Origin of the sequence: Comamonas thiooxydans (assembly GCF_002157685.2) — a bacterium.
GTDB classification, from domain to species: Bacteria; Pseudomonadota; Gammaproteobacteria; order Burkholderiales; family Burkholderiaceae_C; genus Comamonas; species Comamonas testosteroni_H.
The window spans coordinates 2,451,603-2,472,019 of the sequence record NZ_AP026738.1; the positions used below are offsets into that span (position 1 = coordinate 2,451,603).

The following is a 20,417-nucleotide window of genomic DNA, read 5'->3' on the forward strand; positions in this document are numbered from 1 at the left end:
CCTCCGACACCATGAACCTTTCCCGATTTTTCATCGACCGCCCGATCTTTGCGGGTGTGCTGTCGGTGCTCATCTTTCTCGCTGGCCTGATCGCCATGCGGACGCTGCCGATCTCGGAATACCCCGAGGTCGCCCCCCCCTCGGTCGTGGTGCGCGCCCAGTACCCCGGCGCCAACCCCAAGGTGATTGCCGAAACCGTGGCCACGCCGCTGGAGGAATCCATCAACGGCGTGGAAGGCATGCTTTACATGGGCAGCCAGGCCACGACCGACGGCGTGATGACGCTGACCGTGACCTTTGCACTGGGCACCGATCCCGACAAGGCCCAGCAACTGGTGCAGAACCGCGTCTCCCAGGCCGAGCCACGCCTGCCCGAGGAAGTGCGCCGCCTGGGCATCACCACGGTCAAGAGCGCGCCCGACCTGACCATGGTCGTGCACATGGTCTCGCCCAACGGCCGCTATGACATCGACTATCTGCGCAACTATGCCGTGCTCAATGTGAAGGACCGCTTGGCGCGCATCAAGGGCGTGGGTCAGGTGCAGATCTTCGGCGGCGGCGACTATTCCATGCGTGCCTGGCTGGACCCGCAGAAGGTGGCGCAGCGCGGTCTCTCGGCCGCCGATGTGGTGGCTGCCATCCGCGGCCAGAACGTGCAGGCTGCGGCCGGCGTGGTCGGCGCCTCGCCCGGTCTGCCCGGTGTGGACATGCAGCTGTCCATCAATGCGCAAGGCCGCTTGCAGACCGAGGAAGAGTTCGGCGACATCATCGTCAAGACCGGCTCCGACGGTGCCGTGACGCGCTTGCGTGACGTGGCCAGGCTGGAGCTGGGCGCAGCCGACTATTCGCTGCGCTCCCTGCTCAACAACGACCCCGCCGTCGGCATGGGCGTGTTCCAGGCTCCGGGCTCGAATGCCCTGGAGATCTCGGCCAATGTGCGCTCCACCATGGCCGAGCTGCAAAAGCACATGCCTGAAGGCGTGGAGTTCCGCATCGCCTACGACCCCACGCAATTCGTGCGTGCCTCGATCAAGTCCGTGATCCAGACCCTGCTGGAAGCCGTGGCCCTGGTCGTGGTGGTGGTGATCCTGTTCCTGCAGACCTGGCGTGCCTCCATCATTCCGCTGCTGGCCGTGCCGGTGTCGGTGGTGGGGACGTTTGCCGTGCTGCACCTGCTGGGCTTTTCCATCAATGCGCTGAGCCTGTTCGGCCTGGTGCTGGCCATCGGCATCGTGGTGGATGACGCCATCGTGGTGGTGGAGAACGTGGAGCGCAACATCGAGGCCGGTCTGTCGCCGCGCCAGGCCACCTACCGCGCCATGCAGGAGGTGAGCGGGCCCATCATCGCCATCGCCCTGGTGCTGGTGGCCGTGTTCGTGCCGCTGGCCTTCATCAGCGGCCTGACGGGCCAGTTCTATCGCCAGTTCGCGGTGACCATCGCCATCTCGACGGTGATCTCGGCCATCAACTCGCTGACCCTGTCGCCTGCGCTTTCCGCGCTGCTGCTGCGCGGCCACGATGCGCCCAAGGACGCTCTGACACGCGGCATGGAGCGCGTGCTGGGCGGGTTCTTTCGCCGCTTCAATGCCTTGTTCCGCCGCGGCTCCGATGCCTACAGCGGCGGCGTGCAGCGCGTCATCGGCCGCAAGGCGCTGATGCTGGTGATCTACGCCGTGCTGGTGGGCGCGACCTGTGGTCTGTTCAAGCTGGTGCCTGGCGGCTTTGTGCCGGCCCAGGACAAGCAGTACCTGGTCGGCTTTGCCCAGCTGCCCGATGGTGCCACGCTGGACCGTACCGAAGACGTGATCCGCCGCATGGGCGAGATCGTCAAGAACAATCCCAATGTGGAAGACGCCATCGCCTTCCCCGGCCTGTCCATCAACGGCTTCACCAACAGCTCCAACTCGGGCATTGTCTTTGTCACGCTCAAGCCCTTTGCCGAGCGCACGCATGCAGACCAGAGCGGCGGTGCCGTGGCGGGCCAGCTCAACCAGGCTTTTGGCAGCATTCAGGAAGCCTTCATCGCCATGTTCCCGCCGCCGCCCGTGGCGGGCCTGGGCACGACCGGCGGCTTCAAGCTGCAGATCGAGGACCGTGCCTCGCTGGGCTATGACGCCATGGACGCGGCCGTGAAGGCCTTCATGGCCAAGGCCTACCAGACGCCGGAGCTGGCCGGCCTGTTCACCAGCTGGCAGGTCAACGTACCCCAGCTCTATGCCGCCATCGACCGAACCAAGGCGCGTCAGCTCGGCGTGCCCGTGACGGATATCTTCGAGACGCTGCAGATCTACCTGGGCAGCCTGTACGCGAACGACTTCAACCAGTTCGGTCGCACCTACAGCGTGCGAGTGCAGGCCGATGCCGCCTACCGGGCGCGTGCCGAGGATGTGGGACTGCTCAAGGTGCGTTCCACCACGGGCGAGATGGTGCCGCTGTCGGCGCTGATGAAGCTCGAGCCCAGCTTCGGGCCAGAACGCGCCATGCGCTACAACGGCTTTCTGGCCGCTGACGTGAATGGCGGTCCCGCACCCGGCTTCTCGTCGGGCCAGGCCCAGGCAGCCGTCGAGCGCATTGCCGCCGAAACCCTGCCGCCCGGCATAGGCTTCGAGTGGACCGAGCTGACCTACCAGGAAATCCTGGCCGGCAATTCCGCCGTGCTGGTGTTCCCCATCGCCATCCTGCTGGTCTTCCTGGTGCTGGCAGCGCAGTATGAAAGCCTGACCCTGCCCATCGCCATCATCCTCATCGTGCCCATGGGCCTGCTGGCCGCCATGACGGGAGTGTGGCTGAGCGGCGGCGACAACAATGTGTTCACGCAGATCGGGCTCATCGTGCTGGTGGGGCTGTCGGCCAAGAACGCCATCCTGATCGTGGAGTTCGCCCGCGAGCTGGAGTTTGCCGGCCGCACGCCCGTGCAGGCCGCCATCGAAGCCAGCCGCCTGCGCTTGCGCCCCATCCTCATGACCTCGCTGGCCTTTGTCATGGGCGTGCTGCCCCTGGTGCTGTCCACGGGCGCGGGAGCCGAGATGCGCAGTGCCATGGGTGTGGCGGTGTTCGCCGGCATGATCGGTGTGACGGCCTTTGGCCTGTTCCTCACGCCGGTGTTCTATGTGGTGCTGCGTCGTCTGGCCGGCAACCGCCCGTTGCAGCAGCATGGCAGTCATGTGGCGCCGATCAGCGAGCAGGGTCACGGCGCCTCGGCCCTGCCCATGCCTGCTGCGCCGCGCGGCCATGACGAATAAGCCCCAATCAACCATGGATTCCGATATGAAAACGATGCAAGGCATTCGATCCCTGATGCCGTCCCTGAGCGCGCTGATGGCGGCCCTGGTGCTCGCGGGCTGCGCGAGTGCGCCGCCCACGGTGGCAGAGCATGCCGGCGTGGCCGTGCCAGCGAGCTTCAGCACCGGAAAGGACGCTGCTCCCGGCTGGACCACGGCCGCCCCGGCCGAGGCCCAGCCGCGCGGTGCCTGGTGGCGGGTATTTGCCGACACCGAGCTCAGCGCGCTGGTGGAGCGTGCGGGTGAAGCCAATACCGACGTGCAGACCGCTGCGGCACGTCTGGCCGAAGCGCGGGCACTGCTGCGCTCGGCCGATGCGCAGCGTCAGCCGCAGATCGGGGCCGCGGGCGGTGCCGCCCGTCAGGCCGGTGTGAACACCGCGAACGGCATGCAGCCCGCAACCTTGGTCACGGCCGGCTTGAACTTTTCCTACGAAGCGGATCTGTTCGGCCGCCTGTCGCGGGCCAGCGAAGCGGCACGCGAGGATGCCAACGCACGCGAGGCCCTGCTGCAGAGCACGCGGCTGATGGTGCAGGCCGATGTGGCGCAGACTTATCTGCAGCTGCGTTCGCTGCAGACCGAACGCCAGCTGGTCGAGCAGAGTCTGGCTGCCTATCGCGAGACCTTGACGCTGATCGAGAAGCGCTACCGCGCCGGCGATGCGGCAGAGCTGGATGTGGCGCGCATGCAGACCGAGGTTTCGGCCACCGAGGCGGAGACACTGGCTCTTGAGCGCCAGCAGGCGGCCCTCACGCATGCGCTGGCCGTGCTGGTCGGCGATGTGGCCAGCGGCTTTGCGCTGGCTTCGCAGCCGCAGGCAGCCACGCTGCCGGTGATTCCGGCAGGCGTGCCCGCGACGGTGCTGGCGCGCCGCCCCGATGTGTCGGCGGCCCAGGCATCGGTGCTGGCGGCCCAGGCCCGCGTGGGCGTGGCGCAGGCCGCGTGGTTTCCGGCCATCACGCTCACGGGCAATGGCGGCTATGCCTCGCCGGAGCTGGGCGATCTGTTCAAGTGGTCGGCACGCTCCTGGGGCATAGGCGCCTTGCTGTCTCTGCCCATCTTCGACGGCGGCCAGCGGGCCGCCCAGGAAGAGGGCGCCCGGGCGCGCCTGGAAGCAGCCGTGGCCGCCCAGCGCGGCCAGGTGCTCGCTGCCTTTCGGGATGTGGAGGATCAGCTCAGTGCCTTGCGCCTGCTCTCGGGCCAGGCCCGCGTGCTGGGGCAGGCCGTGCAGTCTTCCGAGCGCGCCACCCATCTCTCGGACGTGCGCTATCGCAACGGTCTGGTGAGCCAGCTGGAGCTGCTCGATGCGCGCCGCAACGAGCTGCGCAACCGGCGCCAGGCCTTGCAGGTGCGCACCGCGCAGTACACGGCCACGGTGGCGCTGATCCGCGCGCTGGGCGGCGGCTGGGACAGCGGAGAGCCTGTGGCGGCAAGCAGCTGAGGCGAGAGCTGTCCCGTCCGCCCTGGCGGCCGGTTTGCCGGCTTGTGACTCCTGCTGCACAGCCAGCCGTGCCCGTACAGGCTCAGTGGTTTGATGGGCATCAAGGCAAGACTTGAGGCTCTGGCGGCGCGGGCGCCAGTGGTGCTAGATTCATTGACGGTCCATGTGGATCGTCAATGGATGCTTCATGAACATCACTTTTCACGGTGCGGCGCAGTCGGTCACGGGGTCCTGTTTTCTGGTCGAGACGCATGGCTGCCGATTTCTGATCGACTGCGGCATGGCCCAAGGCGGTCGCGAGGCTGACGAGCACAACCAGCAAGCCTTTGCCTTTGATGCCGCAGGTCTGGATTTCGTCATCCTGACCCATGCGCACATCGATCACAGCGGCCTGCTGCCCAAGCTCGTGGCCCAGGGCTTCAAGGGCCCTATCTATGCCACGCTGGCCACCAAGGACTTGCTCGAGGTCTTGCTCAAGGACAGCGCCCATATCCAGATGATGGATGCCGAGCGTGCAGCGCGGCGCCGGCGTGAAGGCCGGGGGCACGAGCGCGAGCCGGCGGTTCCTCTGTATTCGCTGGCCCATGTGGCGAGCACGCTGGAGCAGGTCCAGGCCAGGGCCTATGGACAGCGTTTTGAACCCCATCCTGCGGTGACGGTGCGTTTCCAGGATGCCGGGCATATTCTGGGCTCGGCCATTGTGGAGCTATGGCTGGCAGATGGTCATGGCGGCACGCGCAAGCTGGTGACCAGCGGCGATCTGGGCCAGCCGGGGCGGGTGATCCTGCGCGATCCCACGCCGATCATGGAGGCCGATCTGCTGCTCATCGAGTCCACCTATGGCGACCGGCAGCACAAGAGCACGGGCGACACCCTGGAGGAGCTGGTCGATGTGGTCACGCGCACGGCACCCCATGGCAATGTGGTAATCCCGGCATTTGCCGTGGGGCGCACGCAGGAGCTGCTCTATCACTTTCTGCAGCTGATCCAGCAGCAGCGCCTGCCGCCGGTAGAGATATTCGTGGATTCGCCGATGGCGGTGGCGGCCACCGATATCACGCTGCGGCACTTCGGCGTGTTCGATGAGGAGGCCAGGCAGTTGCTGGGCAGCGTCAGGAGACTCAAGGAGTCGCCGCACATTCATTTCATCAGCGATGTGGAGGACTCCATCAAGCTCAACCGCATCAAGAGCGGCGCTGTCATCATCTCGGCCAGCGGCATGTGCGATGCGGGACGGGTGCTGCATCATCTGAAGAACAATCTGTCCAGGCCCGAGTGTGCGGTGGTGATCTGCGGCTTTCAGGCTGAAGGTTCGCTGGGTCGCAGGTTGGTCGACGGTGCCAGGCAGGTGCGCCTGTTTGGAGATGACGTCGAGGTCCGTGCCGGTATCCATACCCTGGGCGGCTTTTCGGCCCATGCAGACCAGCAGGCCCTGCTGGACTGGGCGGCCGCCTTTACCCGCCCGCCGCAGCAGACCTTTGTGGTGCATGGGGAGTCGCATGCATCCCGGGCCTTGGCCACGCTGCTGCACGAGCGCCTGCATTTCACGGTGCAGGTTCCTCAGCTGGCTCAGGTCTTCGAGTTCTAGAGCGTGCCGGGAGTCTCCGAGATGCGGAATCCGTCTTGCGCACGGCTTGTTGCATGATGTTCTGGCGGCGAAGCCTGATGCCGGTCGAGGCCGGTTTCGCGCAGCGGCTTTTCGGCACTACGCTGGATGAACTGTTGCCCGGCATGCGTCTGCATGTGCGGCGTCTGGGCGATACCAGGCGCGCGCTGTCCCTGGGCGGCGGGCGCATCTATCTGCCGCGCAGCTTTTTCGAGCATGCTGATCCGCATCGGCCGCTGCGGCTTTCCCACCCTGTGGTGGCAGGTGTCTTCGCCCATGAGCTGCTGCATCAGTGGCAGCGGCTGCAAGGCCGGGCCGTGACCTGGGAGGCCCTGGGCCTGCATCTGCGCGCGGCATGCCTGCGGCGCGATCCCTATCACTATCAGGCCTGTGCAGATCCGCAGCGGATGCTGCAGTGCTTTCTGGACGCAAGCGTGGAGCAGCAGGGGCAGATCTGGCAGGACCATGTTCAGGCCCTGGTGCAAGGCCAGCCGCTGGCCTGCATGTGCCTGATTGCCGAGCATGTGCTCAAGGCTCAAGCTGGCCAATCCAGGTCGGGCCGAGCCAGCAAAGGCTAGGCCGCCGGGTTGAGCGCGGCTATCAGATCGTGCTCGTCCACATCGCGCGCCGCGCCGAAGCCTGCCACATGCCTGCCGCCTTGCGGCGTAATGCAGACAAAACGAAAGTCGCCCAGCGCCGTCATGGGCTCGGCTTCGGGAAAGCGCGCCAGATAGCTGGTACGGGCGCCTTGCCACAGGCCGCTGTCGCGCGGGGGAGTGGATGCCACGCCCTGAATGCTGATGCGCTCCAGCGCATGCACGGCTTCGCCAGCGGACTCTGGCCTGCTCATCAGCAGGCTGACGGCAGGATGCTGCTCCATGGCCTGTGTGTGGCCGGCAAGCGCACTCACATGCAGTATCAGGCAGCTGAATTCACCACTCCAGGCCCAGGGCACCAGAGACAGGCCCGGGGCGGGGAGATATCCGGGGGCTGATGAACCGGCCTGTGGCTGAACGGCCAGGGCGGCAGTACGCTGACTGGCGAGTAGCTGGCGCAGCGACTGCTGCAGGCGTGATTCATGAGGCATTTGCGCATGGTAAGCCAGAGCACGGGGCAGGACCAGCTTGAGCCGCGCCAGGCCGCGTCGACCGTCACCTGCGTGACCGACTGTTGGGGGCATCCCGGATGCCGGGCCGAGGTTGCGGGCCTAGTCTTGCGGACTGATTAGTCCACCCGGACTATGTATACGCTTTTCTGATTGCCTGACTCATGCCCGCTCACCACAAGTTTTGGCCCAATCGGCTGCCACATTCCATCACCGTTCCCGTGACCAGTGTCTGGGAAAACCTTGCTATCAATGCCAGGCGCTATCCGGACAAAGCCGCGCTGGTGTTTCTGGGCCGCACCACGACCTACCGGCAGCTGTGCGAGGGAACGGAGCGCATGGCCGCCTATCTGCATGGCCTGGGCGTGCAAAAAGGTGATCGTGTCATCGTGCTGATGCAAAACAGCTCGCAACTGGTGCTGGCGCATTACGCCATCTTTCGAGCCAATGCGGTAGTTGTACCGGTCAACCCCATGAATACGGCTGAGGAGCTCAAGCACTACATCACGGATTCGGGCGCCAAGGTGGCCATCACCACGGCTGATCTGGCGCCGGAGCTGGCCAAGGCCAGCAATGCCTTGCCGCAGTCCGAAGCATTGCAGCACTTGCTGGTCACCCGGTTCACCGACGGTTTTGATGCCGATGTGCAAGGGCCGGATGCACCGCCCGAAGCCTGGCGCAACTGGCTGCTTGGCGAGCGCGAACCCGCAAGCCTGAGCCATGGCAAGGTCCATGCCTGGACGCAGGCACTGGCCTGCAGCGAGCTGCCGCCGCCGCATACCGCAGGTCGTGACGACCTGGCCTTGCTGCCCTATACCAGCGGCACCACGGGCCAGCCCAAGGGCTGCATGCACCTGCACCGCAGCATCAACCACAACGCTGTTTCCGGCGCGCTGTGGGGCACGGGCAACAGCGAGAACGTGGTGCTCGCCGTCGTGCCCATGTTTCACATCACAGGCATGGTTTCCGTGCTGCACAGTGCCATCTACATGGGGGCGACGCTGATCATCATGCCGCGCTGGGAGCGCGAACTGGCAGGGCGCCTGATCTCGCACTATCAGGTCACCAGCTGGACCAATATCCCGACCATGGTGATCGATCTGCTGGCCAGCCCCAACTTCGCGTCCTTCGATCTCTCCAGCCTCAAATACATCGGCGGCGGCGGCGCCGCCATGCCCCAGGCCGTGGCCCAGCGACTGCTGGAACAGTACGGGCTGCGTTTTTGCGAGGGCTATGGCCTGACCGAAACCGCCGCACCTTCACACAGCAATCCGCCCGACCATCCCAAGCAGCAATGTCTGGGCATCCCCTTCATGAGCACCGATGCGCGCGTGATCAGCCCCGACACGCTGGAAGAGGTGGCCCAGGGCGAACAGGGCGAGATCGTGGTCAACGGCCCCGAGGTGTTTGAAGGCTACTGGCAACGCCCCGAGGCGACCGAGCAAAGCTTTATGGAGCTCGACGGCAAACGCTTTTTCCGCACCGGGGACCTGGGGCGCGTGGATGAGGACGGCTACTTTTTCATTACCGACCGGCTCAAGCGCATGATCAATGCCAGCGGCTTCAAGGTATGGCCGGCCGAGGTGGAGTCGCTGATGTTCCGCCATCCTGCGATTCAGGAGGCCTGCGTGATCTCCACCAAAGATGCCTATCGCGGCGAGACCGTCAAGGCTGTGGTCGTGTTGCGTGCCGGTCATGAGGCGACGACGGCAGAGCAGATCATCCAGTGGTGCCACGACAATATGGCGGTCTACAAGGCACCTCGTCTGGTGCAGTTCGTGACAGCCTTGCCCAAGAGCGGCAGCGGCAAGGTGATGTGGCGAATGCTGCAGGAGCAGGAAGCCGCGGTCTGAAATGCAAAGAGGGGGAGTGGCGGAAAGCAGCTGGAGTCGAACCAACCCGGGAGCGGCTGACGCCCCCCACCGGGTTTGAAGCCCGGCCGCGCCACCGGGCACGATTGCCTTCCTTTGAGCCAAGAGTGGCAGCAGTCACTCTTGCAGAAGATAGGACAGTGATTGTAGCCAGCAATCCGGCACCTGCTGACAAACAGCACGTCAGGGCCGCATATCCCGCCCTACTCTGATTTGATAGCTTGTTGCGCAGGCGGGATAAGGAACCTGGACTGATTTCTGCGAGCGCTCAGCGTGGCGTGCTATTCCAATGCACGTCAGGGCGCAGCAGATGGGCATCGCGCACGCGGCGCGTGTAGCCGGTGCGGTCGAAGAATTCGAGAATCTGGATGGCGCGCTTGCGACCCAGACCGGTGGCGTCGCGGAATGCGCTGGCTTCCACCTCGCCCCTGGCGTGACGGCCGGCGATGTCGGCAACCAGGGCAGCGAGCTCATCCATGCGCGCCGGTGCATAGAACAAGTCCTTGACGACCTGGAACAGCTGGCCCTGGCGCGAGAGCTTTTTGAGCAGCTGGCGCACCAGCTCCTCGCCTGCGGCATGGTCGCGCGCCAGATCACGTACCCAGGGCGGGTCATAGCGGCCTGCCGCGATGGCGGGCAGCAGCTTTTCGGCCAGCGTCTGCTCGGCATTGCTCAGTTGCACGCTGTGCTGCGGCAAATGCAGCCAGGCGCCGGTGCTGGCCAGTTGCTGGCTGCCGAGCAGGGCATCGATCAGGCCTTGATAGAGCGCGTCGTAGCTGCTTTGCTGCAGGCCGGGCAAGGCCATGCGCCTCAGTCTGGCCGCGTTGACGCCGGGCTCGTCGGGCGATTTTTCGTGAAAGCGCGCCAGGCTGTCGATGAGCTGGGTCTGCAGTATCTGCCAGCGCTCGCTGCCCAGCACCAGGGCATCGCCGCCGGCAATGGGCAGCTGGATGGTGTCGGCCAGGCTGGCCTCGGGGAAGGCATGGCCGCTCAGACGCACCAGCTGCGAGCGCGCAATGCCGTGCGGGGCCTGTGCGATCAGCGGCCTGAAGTCGCTGCGGGCGATTAGCTGCTCCATGGCGTCGAGGTAGGCCATGCGCTCTGCGCTGCGGCGCTTGCGGCTTGGTGCATAGGGGTCGAGCACCATGCCGCCGGCGATGGTGCGGCTGGCCTGGGCGTTGCGCAGAATCAGGCGGTCGCCGGGCAGGGCGAAGACCGGCGCATCCAGCACCAGCTGCACGCGGGCTTCGGTGCCGGGCTCTATGGCCTCATCCTGCAGCAGGGCCACATGGCCTGTGGTGCGTTTGGTGCCCAGGTGCACATGGACGGGCGTCCACTGGGCCAGCAAGGGTGCTTCGCTGAGCAGGTGCAGGTGAATATCGAGGCGGTCCGTGGCCTGCCGCAGGCGCGGGTCCATGATCCAGTCGCCGCGTTCGATCTCGTCCTTGGCTATGCCTGCCAGATTGAGTGCGCAGCGCTGGCCGGCGACGCCGCTGTCGCTGCTCTGGTTCTGCGCGTGAATGCTGCGCACGCGCACGGCCTGACCACTGGCCGAGTGTGCCAGCGTGTCGCCCACCCGCACCTGACCATTGAAGACCGTGCCCGTGACCACCGTGCCCTGGCCCGGCAGCGTGAAGACGCGGTCCACGGCGAGCCGGAACAGGCCGTCCCGGGGACGCTCCTGCATCATCTGGGCCTGCACCTGCAGATGTTCGCGCAGGGCCTTTACGCCAGCATTGCCGGGTTCTGCGGCATTGGTCTCGAAGACGGGACTGCCCGCCAGCGCAGTGACGCCGAGAATGGCGTTGATTTCGCGGTGCACGTCGGCAATGCGTTGCGGCAGCACGCGATCGACCTTGGTCAGCGCCACGCTGCCACGCCTGACACCCAGCAGCTGCAGAATTTCCAGGTGCTCCAGGGTCTGGGGCATGACGCCGTCGTCGGCAGCCACGACCAGCAGGGCGTGGTCAATGCCCACGGCTCCGGCGGCCATGGTGTGGACGAATTTCTCGTGGCCCGGCACGTCGATGATGCCCAGCACGTCGCCGTTGGGCAGCGGGCTGTAGGCATAGCCGAGTTCTATGGAGATGCCGCGGGCTTTCTCTTCCTTGAGACGGTCGGTTTCCACGCCCGTGAGCGCACGCACCAGCGTGGTTTTGCCGTGGTCGATATGGCCTGCAGTTCCGATGATCATGGTGTGCTTGTGGTTTTGATAGCTGCCGGCGCTTGTGTATCAAGCGATGCAAGGTATTTTTGTATAAATCCCGGGGGGCGAGGCCATGGGACTGCCTCAGGCCAGTTGCGGCAGCTGCGCGGCAAACAGGGCTTGTGCCGGGTGTTCGAGGCAGCGCAGATCCAGCCACAGCGCATCGTCATGCAGTCGCCCGATCACGGGCCGGGGCAGGGCACGAAAGCGCGCTTCGAGCCGGGTCAGCTGGCGACCCGCCTGTTTGCCGCTGGCCGGATAGATCCTTAGGCCGAAGCTGGGCAGATTTTCCACGGGCAGGGCGCCGCTGCCGATCTGGCTGTTCATGGCTGCGGTTTCCACCACATAGTCCTGGCCCAGTGCCTGCTGCAGCAGAGGCTGCAGCTGCTCTGCCTGGGTCTGCATGTCGGTGGCCTGGCGCGTGAACAGGCGCAGCGTGGTCAGCTCCTGGGCGAGCTTTTCGGGGTTCAGATACAGGCGCAGAGTGGGCTCCAGCGCCGCCAGCGTGATCTTGCCCACGCGCAGCGCGCGCTTGAGCGGGTTTTTCTTGATCTGGGCAATCAGCTCCCGCTTGCCGACGATGATGCCGGCCTGCGGGCCGCCCAGGAGCTTGTCGCCGCTGAAGGTGACGATGTCGGCACCAGACTCGACCGTCTCGCGCACCGTGACCTCATAGGGCAGTCCCCAGTCGCGCATGTCGATCAGCGTGCCGCTGCCCAGGTCGACAATCATGGGCAGGCTGCTGTCGTGCGCAATGCGGGCGACATCGGCATCGCTCACCGCCTTGGTGAAGCCGGTGATGGCGTAGTTGCTGCAGTGCACCTTCATGAGCGCGGCCGTGTTCTCGCCTATGGCCTCTGCATAGTCTTTCTCATGCGTGCGGTTGGTGGTGCCGACTTCGACGAGCCGGGCGCCGGCGCGGGTCATGACATCGGGAATGCGGAAGGCGCCACCGATTTCCACCAGCTCGCCACGCGAGACCACGACTTCCCGGCCCGTGGCCATGGTGGACAGCACCAGCAGCACGGCAGCGGCGTTGTTGTTGACAACGGTCGCGGCTTCAGCGCCGGTCAGCTCGCAGATCAGAGACTCGACCAGGTCGTCGCGATCGCCGCGGCCGCCGTCCTCGAGGTCATATTCCAGATTGGCCGGGGAGCTCATGGCCTGCACCACGGCATCAATGGCAGCCTGCGGCAGCAGGGCGCGGCCCAGATTGGTATGCAGCACCGTGCCGGTGAGGTTGAAGACAGGCTGCAGACGTGGCGCGAACCGGGCTTGAAGCTGGCGCTGCGCGGCCTGGACGATGCTGGCGATGTCGGCCTGCACGCTCTGGCCGGGCTGATCGCCAGCGCCCAGAAGCTGCTGGCGCAGCTCCGTCAGCACATCGCGTACAGCCTTGGTGCAGGCGTCCAGGCCATAGGACTCGCGCAGCACCTGCATCTCGACCGCGAGCAAGACCTTGTCCACGGCGGGAAGCTGAGAGGGGTGCGAAATTTCGGGGGCAGTCGCTGCGGTATTGCTCATGGCCAAGGTGTGTCGGGTCGTCGAAAAAATGAAAAAGGCGGCAGGAGTTCCTGCCGCCTTCATTATGGTGGCGGTTGGAGCCGGCAGGTTTACGCCGCAGGGTCCACCAGTTCGTGATCGGCCTCGCCTTGCTGCTCTTCGGCCACGGCCACAAACAACAGAGGATTGGCGCTGGCGCGCTGGAACTGGGTCTCGCTCATCAGCAGATCCAGCATCAGGCTGGCCAGATCGTCGACGAGGGGTTCGACCATGGGGTTCTTTTCCTGATTCACGATCTTGCGGTAGCTGCCGCATTCGTCGCAGGTCTCGGCCAGAACTTCTTCGCCCGAACCGTCAATGCCCTGGTAGTGGATGCCCTTGGTCGATTCGCAGTGCGTGCACTTGACGCGAACCATATGCCATTCGCAGGCACAGGTGCCGCAATGAGCGTAACGGTGACCGGCCACTTTGCCGCCAATGCGGATGACGCTGGCCACAGGCTCGCTGGCGCAGACGGGGCAGATGCTGGCGGGGTCGGTGTAGGGAACGTCGCGGCCACTGAGGCTGGCCGAGCGCTTGGCAAAGGTCACTTGCAGCGCAGCCATGATGAAGGGAGCCATGCCCACGTGGCGGGCGGCGACTTCCTTTTGCAACAGCTTTTTGGCAATGTCTTCACGGGTCTCGGGAGTCAGTGCACGCAGCTCCTTGAGCAGAGGCTGCAGCGGTGCAGGCAGGCCTTCGCTACCCTGCAGCGTGTCGAGCATATTGTCCAGTACGGCTTGCCAGGCGGGATCGATGGTGTCCACTGCGGGCAGCAGGGGCATGGAGTGCTCCTGAGCACGCGCCATGAGTTCGGCATCGGGCGCAGATATCTCGATGGTGGCGGCAGCCTTGTGCTGCGCATCCATGATCTGGGCCACAAACAGCAGATAGTCTGCAATGGGATTGCCGTTGGCCAACTGGCGCAGGCGTGCAGCGCGTTCGGCGAACAGACTGCTTACCTGGGGCAGCAAGATGCGGGGAAAGCTGGTGTGATCCAGTGCTTCGATTTCACCGGGTTGAAGAATGCGTTGCATTGACAGGGTTTCCAAATGAATCAGCCGCCGAGCGCCGATAAACGCTTGGCGGCTGGGTTGTTAGGGGAGAGGACTAAAAACCTTAGTCGTTGTCACCCGTCATCTTGCGGTACCAGCCGCGGTGGTGTTGCTTGGCCCAGGCTCGCGTTACTGTGCCATAAAGCATGGCGCGAATGGTGCCACGAGTCCAGATGGCCGCATACACGTGCATGATGATCAGACCGATCATCCACACGGCAGCGATGGCGTGAACCACCGAGGCCGCTCGCACCACGTTGACCGGCAATGTCCACCAAGCGCGCCACATCAGAAAGCCGGTGATCACGATCAGCAGCATGCCGATTACCAAGCCCCAGAACAACAGCTTCTGACCACCGTTGTACTTGCCCTGTTCGGGCATGTCGTGGTCGTCGCCATCGATCATCTTGTTGACGTTCTTGAGCCATTCGATGTCGCGCGGCTCAACGATGTTGAGCTTGGCAAAACGGCAGGCCATGATGACGAAGAATGCACCCATGACAACCCCGATGTAGGGGTGCAGGATGCGGGTCCAGGGACCGCCACCGAACAGATTGGTCAACCAGAAGAAGGCCGGGTGAAAGAACGCCAGACCGGACAGGGCCAGCAAGATGAAGCAAATGCCTACCACCCAGTGGTTGGCGCGCTCCGATGCGTTGTAGCGCACGAGGTCGCGAGGATTGCGTTTCATTTGCCGTTCTCCTTGTTCAGCGCTTCGGCGTCCTTGCGTTCCATTTCATCCTCAAGGTCCTTGGACACGTCGTTGGGTCCCTTGGTGACGTAGTGGAACAGGCTTCCGATTGCAGCTGCACCCAGTGCGGCCATGGCCAGAGGCTTGGCTACACCCTTCCACAGCGACACCATGGGGCTGATGGACGGATCGTCCGGCAGGCCCTTGTACAGCGAAGGTTTGTCCGCGTGATGCAGAACGTACATCACGTGCGTGCCACCCACGCCTTGCGGGTCGTAGAGGCCTGCCTTTTCGTAGCCGCGTTCCTTGAGGTCCACGACACGGCGGGACGCTTGCTCCTGCATGGCTTCCTTGGTGCCAAACTGGATAGCACCCGTGGGGCAGGTCTTGACGCAAGCGGGTTCCTGGCCAACAGCCACGCGATCCGAACACAAGGTGCACTTGTACGCCTTGTTGTCCTTCTTGGAGATGCGCGGAATGTTGAACGGGCAGCCCGTGACGCAGTAGCCGCAGCCCACGCACTGGTCTTGCTGGAAGTCCACGATGCCGTTGGCATATTGGACGATGGCGCCAGGCGAGGGGCAGGCCTTCAGGCAGCCTGGGTCTTCGCAGTGCATGCAGCCGTCCTTGCGGATCAGCCATTCCAGGTTGCCTGTGGCTTCGTTTTCGTACTCGGCAAAGCGCATCACGGTCCAAGACTCCGACGTCAGATCCGTCGGGTTGTCGTAGACGCCAGCGGCCACTGTGCCGATTTCGTCGCGAAGGTCGTTCCACTCCATGCAGGCGGTCTGGCAAGCCTTGCAGCCGATGCATTTGGAGACGTCGATCAGCTTGGCGACTTCACCCGCGTGCGCACCGCGTGCGCTCGGTGAGGGGGTTGTCGTGGCCGAACGGCGTTTGATATCGAGAGACATGGTTGAGGACATCAGCGTGGCTCCTTAGATCTTTTCCACCTTCACGAGGAAGGTCTTGGATTCAGGGGTCAAGCTGTTACCGTCACCCACGGAGGCTGTCAGGTTGTTCGCCAGATAGCCCTTGCGTCCCGTTGTGGAGAAGCCCCAGTGAATCGGCACACCCACGTGATGGATGGTCTTGCCATCGATCTTCATGGGCTTGATGCGCTTGGTCACCACGGCCACGGCCTTCACGAAACCGCGCTTGGACGAAACCTTGACCTTCTGGCCGGTCTCTATGCCCAGTTCCTTGCCCAGTGCCTCACCGATTTCCACGAACTGCTCGGGCTGAACGATGTTGTTCAGCTGAACATGCTTGGTCCAGTAGTGGAAGTGCTCGGTCAGGCGGTAGGTCGTGCCTACATGCGGGTAGTCCTTGGGGTCGCCTTGGGTGCCCTTGGCGGTTTCCAGGATGCGTATCACGGGGCTGATGACGGCCTGCTTGTTGTTGGGGTACATGGGGTTGTAGCCCAGCGGGTTGTCAAACGCCTCGTAATGCGTGGGGAACGGACCTTCTGCCATGCCCTTGCGAGCAAACAGGCGGGCCACCCCTTCGGGGTTCATGATGAAGGGATTGATCACCTCGGGATCCAGGCCCACGGCCACGTCCGGCACGTCCGCTCCGCCCCATTGCTTGCCGTTCCACTTGATCAGCACACGTTCTGGGTTGAAGGGCTTGCCCTGGCGGTCGCAAGACGCGCGGTTGTAAAGCACGCGGCGATTCGCCGGCCAGGCCCAGGCCCAGTTCAGCGTGTTGCCTATGCCTGTTGGATCGCTGTTGTCACGGCGAGCCATCTGGTTGCCGGAAGAGGTCCAGCTGCCAGCCCAGATCCAGCAGCCACCCAGGGTGGTGCCGTCATCGCGCATTTCGCCAAAGCCCGCCAACTGCTCGCCGGCCTTGCGGATGAGCTTGCTGGGGTCCTTGGGGTCGAACAGATCCACCAGCGCACGGCCGTTGTATTCCTTGGCCACTTCCTCGGAAGAGGGATGATCGGCTTCGGCGTAAGGCCAGTACAGGTTGGTGATGGGCTCGGAGAACTTGCCGCCTTCCTTCTGATAGAGAGCCTTCAGGCGCAGGTGCAGACCGGACATGATGGCAATGTCGGTCTTGGCCTCTCCTGGGGGCTCGGCAGCCTTCCAGTGCCACTGCAGCACGCGCGAGGAGCTGACCACGGCACCGTCTTCTTCGGCGAAGCAGGTGGTAGGCAGGCGGAACACCTCGGTTTGAATCGAAGCCGAGTCCACGTCGTTGAATTCGCCGTGGTTCTTCCAGAATTCCGAAGTTTCCGTAACCAGCGGATCCATGATGACCAGGAACTTCAGCTTCTTGAGACCTTCGCGCACGCTGTTGCTGTTGGCCAGAGCCGCCAAGGGGTTGAAGCCTTGAGCGATATAGCCATTGACCTTGCCCTGCGTCATCATCTCGAAGATCTGCAGCATGTCGTACTGCTTGTCCAACTTGGGCAGATAGTCGAACGCCCAGTTGTTTTCAGCAGTTGCAGCCGCGCCCCACCATGCCTTCATCAGGCTGACATGGAACTTGGGCGTGTTCGACCAGTAGTTCATCTGGCCGGGACGCAGCAGCTTGGGCGTTCGGGTGGCGATGTACTGGTTGTAGTCCTGTTCGGCTTCGTTTGGCAGCGTCAGGTACCCGGGAAGCGAAGCAGACAGGATGCCCAGGTCCGTCAGGCCCTGGATGTTGGAGTGGCCGCGCAGCGCGTTCATGCCGCCGCCAGCGATACCGATATTGCCCAGCAGCAGCTGGATCATGGCACCGGTACGCAGAATCTGCGCACCCGTGGTGTGCTGAGTCCAGCCCAGTGCGTACAGGATGGTGGCAACACGGCCGGCTTCGGCGGTCGAAGCAAGCTTCTCGCACACGTGCAGGAATTTTTCCTTGGGTGTGCCGCAGATGGATTCCACCTTCTCGGGGGTATAGCCGGCGTAGTGCTTCTTGAGCCACTGATAGACGCAGCGAGGGTGTTCCAGAGTGGGGTCCACCTTCACGAAGCCATCTTCGCCCAGTTCGTAGTCCCACGACGCCTTGTCATAGGTACGCTTTTCAGGGTTGTAGCCGGAGAAAATACCTTCGTCGAACGCAAAGTCCTCGCGCACGATGAATGAGAAGTCCGTGTAGTTCTTCACATACTCGTGGTGGATCCTGTCGTTTGTCAGCAGGTAATTGATCACGCCACCGAGGAAGACGATGTCCGAGCCGGAACGGATCGGTGCATAGAAGTCAGCCACGGATGCCGAGCGGTTGAAGCGCGGATCGACCACCATGAAGTGAGCCTTGTTGTGCTCCTTCGCTTCGGTCACCCACTTGAAGCCGCAGGGGTGTGCTTCGGCGGCATTGCCGCCCATGATCAAAATAACGTCCGCGTTCTTGATGTCGACCCAATGGTTCGTCATCGCTCCACGGCCAAACGTCGGGGCAAGACCTGCCACCGTCGGGCCGTGTCAGACACGTGCTTGGTTATCGAGTGCAAGAAGGCCCCAGGAACGGGCCACTTTGTGCGTGATGTAGCCGGCTTCGTTGCTGGAGGCCGAAGCGGCCAGCATGCCGGTGGTCAGCCAGCGGTTGACCTTCTGGCCTTTTTCGTTGGTTTCAACGAAATTGGCGTCGCGGTCTTCCTTGAGCAGCTTGGCGATGCGGTTCAGTGCCTCGTCCCAGGACATGCGCTTCCACTCGGACGAGCCGGGGGCGCGGTATTCGGGGTACTTGAGGCGGCTGGGGCTGTGGACAAAGTCCAGCAGCGATGCACCCTTGGGACACAGCGTGCCGCGATTGACCGGATGATCAGGGTCGCCTTCCACGTGCATCACGGACAGGCGGGAGTTTTTCCCGCCGTCGCCCAGGGAGTACATGAGGATGCCGCAGCCTACGGAGCAGTAGGTGCAGGTTTGACGGGTTACGGTGGTGGCTGACAGTTTGTACTGTCGCACCTCAGCAAGGGCGGCTGTGGGTGAGAAGCCCATCAGCGCCAAGCTTGAACCCGCCAGAGTCGAACCAGTCACTTTCATGAACTGGCGTCTGGAGAATTGGTCCATTGTGGGGTACCTTTTCGTATGAACGCTTATGTGAAAGCAAATTTTACGGCCCCCCCCATTTTTGATAGCAGTTACAAACCCTTAATTCTTGAGTAACGTTGAGCGACTTTGAGTTTTATGTTTCGTTTTTGTTTTTCTTAATGACGGCGATAGTTTTCAACCTGCACCTCTCAACCTATCAACTTTCAGCTCGAAAAGCCATCGGTCGGCAGGCCGAATTGAACAGAAAATTCCTAATCTGTGTCGCTTTTGCGTGTTTCGGCAGGAGGGGGCGCGACGGTGGGGACGGGGTCTTCTACCGGTTGTTGTGGATCGGCTGCTGTGCGCTTTTGCGCGATTTCCCGGTTCAGCAGTTTCTCCTCCTGCTCCTGCATGGTGGCAAACAACTCCCAGGCCGCCATGAACAGGGCGGCAATGGCCGGACCGAGCACAAAGCCCGAAAGACCGAACAAGGCCATGCCTCCCAGGGTGGAGATCAGAACCACATAGTCGGGCATTTTGGTGTCCTTGCCGACCAGCAGGGGGCGCAACACGTTGTCCACCAGGCCGATGACCAGCACACCATAAGCAGCAAGGATCAGGCCTTTGGTGACGGCGCCCGTGGCCAGAAAGTAGATGGCCACCGGCCCCCAGACCAGACCAGCTCCCACTGCTGGCAGCAGCGACAGAAATGCCATGACTACTGCCCAGAGTACTGCGCCCTGAATGCCCAGAATCCAGAAAATCAGCCCCCCCAGCGCGCCCTGGGCGGCTGCAACGGCCAGATTGCCCTTGACGGTGGCCCGGATGACGGTAATGAACTTGATGGCCAGCTCGCGCTTGTGTTCGGGCGCGAGCGGCGTGGCTGCCCAGATACGTGCGACCAACTCCTTGCCGTCACGCAGCAGAAAAAAGATCAGGTAGAGCATGACGCCAAAGCCCACCACAAAGCCCAGGGTGTTCTGACCCAGCCCCACAGCCTTGGTGGCGGCGAGCTTGCTGGCCTGCAGGGCGATGTTGGAGAGCTTGGTCTGGATTTCCTCCAGAGTGCCCAGGTGCAGTTTTTCCATCCACGGCGTCAGCCAGGAGGGAAGTGCATTGAAGACTTGCTCCACGTAGCTGCCGGCGGACAGGTTGCCGCTGCTGATTCGATCGTAGATGGCGGCAGTCTCCTTGATGAGCGAGAGGCCTATCAGAGATAGCGGCAAAATGACCATTACCAGACTAATTAGCAAGGTTGCCAACGCGGCCAGCGTGGGCTTGTTGGGCATGCGCATCAGCAGCTTGCGGTGCAGGGGGGCGAAGACGATGGCAAACACCACACCCCAGAAGATGGCTACGGCATATTCCTCTAGAACCAAGCCGAATCCTGCGGTCACTGCTATTAAAAGAAGAATGAATGCACGTTTGTGAAGCGGCAAAAGCGGCATGCGAATCCTTGTTTATGGAGTTCCCGCAATGTAAGCGAGTCCCAGGGGTGTAAACATCTTGTCTTTTATAAGACCAAGACTTTGAACAGTGGCACAATGGCTGCCGCAACTCAAGGCCCTTCCCCAGCCACAGTCGCATCCGCCAATCGGTACAGCCGTGTCGCGGGAGGTTCTACAAACCAGCTAATGCTTTCCGAAGGAAAGCG

13 protein-coding genes and 1 tRNA gene are annotated in these 20,417 nt (G+C 63.3%); 5 read left to right on the forward strand and 9 right to left on the reverse strand.

Going from position 1 to position 20,417, the window contains the following annotated elements; translation table 11 throughout:
* Positions 1-11: 11 nt before the first annotated feature.
* The 4 genes from CTR2_RS11330 (at position 12) to CTR2_RS11345 (ending at position 6,906) form a co-directional block, all read left to right on the forward strand.
* Positions 12-3,242, forward strand: a complete 3,231-nt coding sequence (locus CTR2_RS11330; RefSeq protein ID WP_087084008.1) for an efflux RND transporter permease subunit — start codon at positions 12-14, stop codon at positions 3,240-3,242.
* 13 nt (positions 3,243-3,255) lie between these two features.
* Positions 3,256-4,722, forward strand: a complete 1,467-nt coding sequence (locus CTR2_RS11335) for an efflux transporter outer membrane subunit (protein ID WP_087084007.1) — start codon at positions 3,256-3,258, stop codon at positions 4,720-4,722.
* A 187-nt stretch (positions 4,723-4,909) separates the two neighbouring features.
* Complete coding sequence (locus tag CTR2_RS11340; RefSeq protein ID WP_087084636.1) at positions 4,910-6,310, forward strand: MBL fold metallo-hydrolase RNA specificity domain-containing protein; 1,401 nt, start codon at positions 4,910-4,912, stop codon at positions 6,308-6,310.
* Between the two features lie 53 nt (positions 6,311-6,363).
* Positions 6,364-6,906, forward strand: coding sequence for a hypothetical protein (locus CTR2_RS11345; RefSeq protein WP_087084006.1), 543 nt, complete (start codon positions 6,364-6,366; stop codon positions 6,904-6,906).
* On the opposite strand, the gene CTR2_RS11350 is transcribed toward CTR2_RS11345, so the two are convergent.
* Positions 6,903-7,415, reverse strand: a complete 513-nt coding sequence (locus CTR2_RS11350) for a pyridoxamine 5'-phosphate oxidase (RefSeq protein WP_087084635.1) — start codon at positions 7,413-7,415, stop codon at positions 6,903-6,905. The genes CTR2_RS11345 and CTR2_RS11350 overlap by 4 nt on opposite strands.
* Before the next feature lie 182 nt (positions 7,416-7,597).
* Between CTR2_RS11350 and CTR2_RS11355 the strand changes: the two genes are divergently transcribed.
* Positions 7,598-9,286, forward strand: a complete 1,689-nt coding sequence (locus tag CTR2_RS11355; protein ID WP_087084005.1) for a long-chain fatty acid--CoA ligase — start codon at positions 7,598-7,600, stop codon at positions 9,284-9,286.
* A 17-nt stretch (positions 9,287-9,303) separates the two neighbouring features.
* Here the strand turns inward: CTR2_RS11355 and CTR2_RS11360 are convergent.
* From CTR2_RS11360 to CTR2_RS11395, 8 genes are all read right to left on the reverse strand, one after another.
* Positions 9,304-9,399, reverse strand: a tRNA-Sec gene (locus tag CTR2_RS11360).
* 173 nt (positions 9,400-9,572) lie between these two features.
* Positions 9,573-11,498, reverse strand: a complete 1,926-nt coding sequence (gene selB / locus CTR2_RS11365; RefSeq protein WP_087084004.1) for a selenocysteine-specific translation elongation factor — start codon at positions 11,496-11,498, stop codon at positions 9,573-9,575.
* Between the two features lie 96 nt (positions 11,499-11,594).
* Complete coding sequence (gene selA / locus CTR2_RS11370) at positions 11,595-13,034, reverse strand: L-seryl-tRNA(Sec) selenium transferase (protein WP_087084634.1); 1,440 nt, start codon at positions 13,032-13,034, stop codon at positions 11,595-11,597.
* A gap of 89 nt (positions 13,035-13,123) precedes the next feature.
* Positions 13,124-14,089 (reverse strand): formate dehydrogenase accessory protein FdhE, encoded by a 966-nt coding sequence (gene fdhE / locus CTR2_RS11375; protein WP_087084003.1) that lies wholly within the window; start codon positions 14,087-14,089, stop codon positions 13,124-13,126.
* An 82-nt stretch (positions 14,090-14,171) separates the two neighbouring features.
* Positions 14,172-14,798: a formate dehydrogenase subunit gamma gene (locus CTR2_RS11380; protein WP_003066500.1), complete on the reverse strand. Its 627-nt coding sequence runs from the start codon at positions 14,796-14,798 to the stop codon at positions 14,172-14,174.
* Positions 14,795-15,724, reverse strand: coding sequence for a formate dehydrogenase subunit beta (gene fdxH, locus CTR2_RS11385; RefSeq protein ID WP_087084002.1), 930 nt, complete (start codon positions 15,722-15,724; stop codon positions 14,795-14,797). The genes CTR2_RS11380 and fdxH overlap by 4 nt, the downstream gene beginning before the upstream one ends.
* Positions 15,725-15,736: 12 nt before the next feature.
* The gene (gene fdnG, locus CTR2_RS11390; protein WP_140401050.1) at positions 15,737-18,802 is read right to left on the reverse strand and encodes a formate dehydrogenase-N subunit alpha; all 3,066 of its coding nucleotides are present in this window, start codon (positions 18,800-18,802) and stop codon (positions 15,737-15,739) included.
* 233 nt (positions 18,803-19,035) lie between these two features.
* On the reverse strand, positions 19,036-20,211 hold the full coding sequence (locus CTR2_RS11395) for an AI-2E family transporter (protein WP_087084000.1): 1,176 nt from the start codon (positions 20,209-20,211) through the stop codon (positions 19,036-19,038).
* Between the last annotated feature and the right edge of the window lie 206 nt (positions 20,212-20,417).

Bases quoted from the DNA above. Each gene is read 5' to 3' on its own strand.
- CTR2_RS11345 (WP_087084006.1), top strand. From the start codon at position 6,364: ATGATGTTCTGGCGGCGAAGCCTGATGCCGGTCGAGGCCGGTTTCGCG.
- CTR2_RS11335 (WP_087084007.1), top strand. From the start codon at position 3,256: ATGGATTCCGATATGAAAACGATGCAAGGCATTCGATCCCTGATGCCG.
- selA (WP_087084634.1), bottom strand. From the start codon at position 13,034: ATGAGCAATACCGCAGCGACTGCCCCCGAAATTTCGCACCCCTCTCAG.
- fdhE (WP_087084003.1), bottom strand. From the start codon at position 14,089: ATGCAACGCATTCTTCAACCCGGTGAAATCGAAGCACTGGATCACACC.
- CTR2_RS11340 (WP_087084636.1), top strand. From the start codon at position 4,910: ATGAACATCACTTTTCACGGTGCGGCGCAGTCGGTCACGGGGTCCTGT.
- CTR2_RS11350 (WP_087084635.1), bottom strand. From the start codon at position 7,415: ATGCCTCATGAATCACGCCTGCAGCAGTCGCTGCGCCAGCTACTCGCC.
- CTR2_RS11330 (WP_087084008.1), top strand. From the start codon at position 12: ATGAACCTTTCCCGATTTTTCATCGACCGCCCGATCTTTGCGGGTGTG.
- CTR2_RS11395 (WP_087084000.1), bottom strand. From the start codon at position 20,211: ATGCCGCTTTTGCCGCTTCACAAACGTGCATTCATTCTTCTTTTAATA.
- fdxH (WP_087084002.1), bottom strand. From the start codon at position 15,724: ATGTCCTCAACCATGTCTCTCGATATCAAACGCCGTTCGGCCACGACA.
- CTR2_RS11355 (WP_087084005.1), top strand. From the start codon at position 7,598: ATGCCCGCTCACCACAAGTTTTGGCCCAATCGGCTGCCACATTCCATC.
- selB (WP_087084004.1), bottom strand. From the start codon at position 11,498: ATGATCATCGGAACTGCAGGCCATATCGACCACGGCAAAACCACGCTG.
- CTR2_RS11380 (WP_003066500.1), bottom strand. From the start codon at position 14,798: ATGAAACGCAATCCTCGCGACCTCGTGCGCTACAACGCATCGGAGCGC.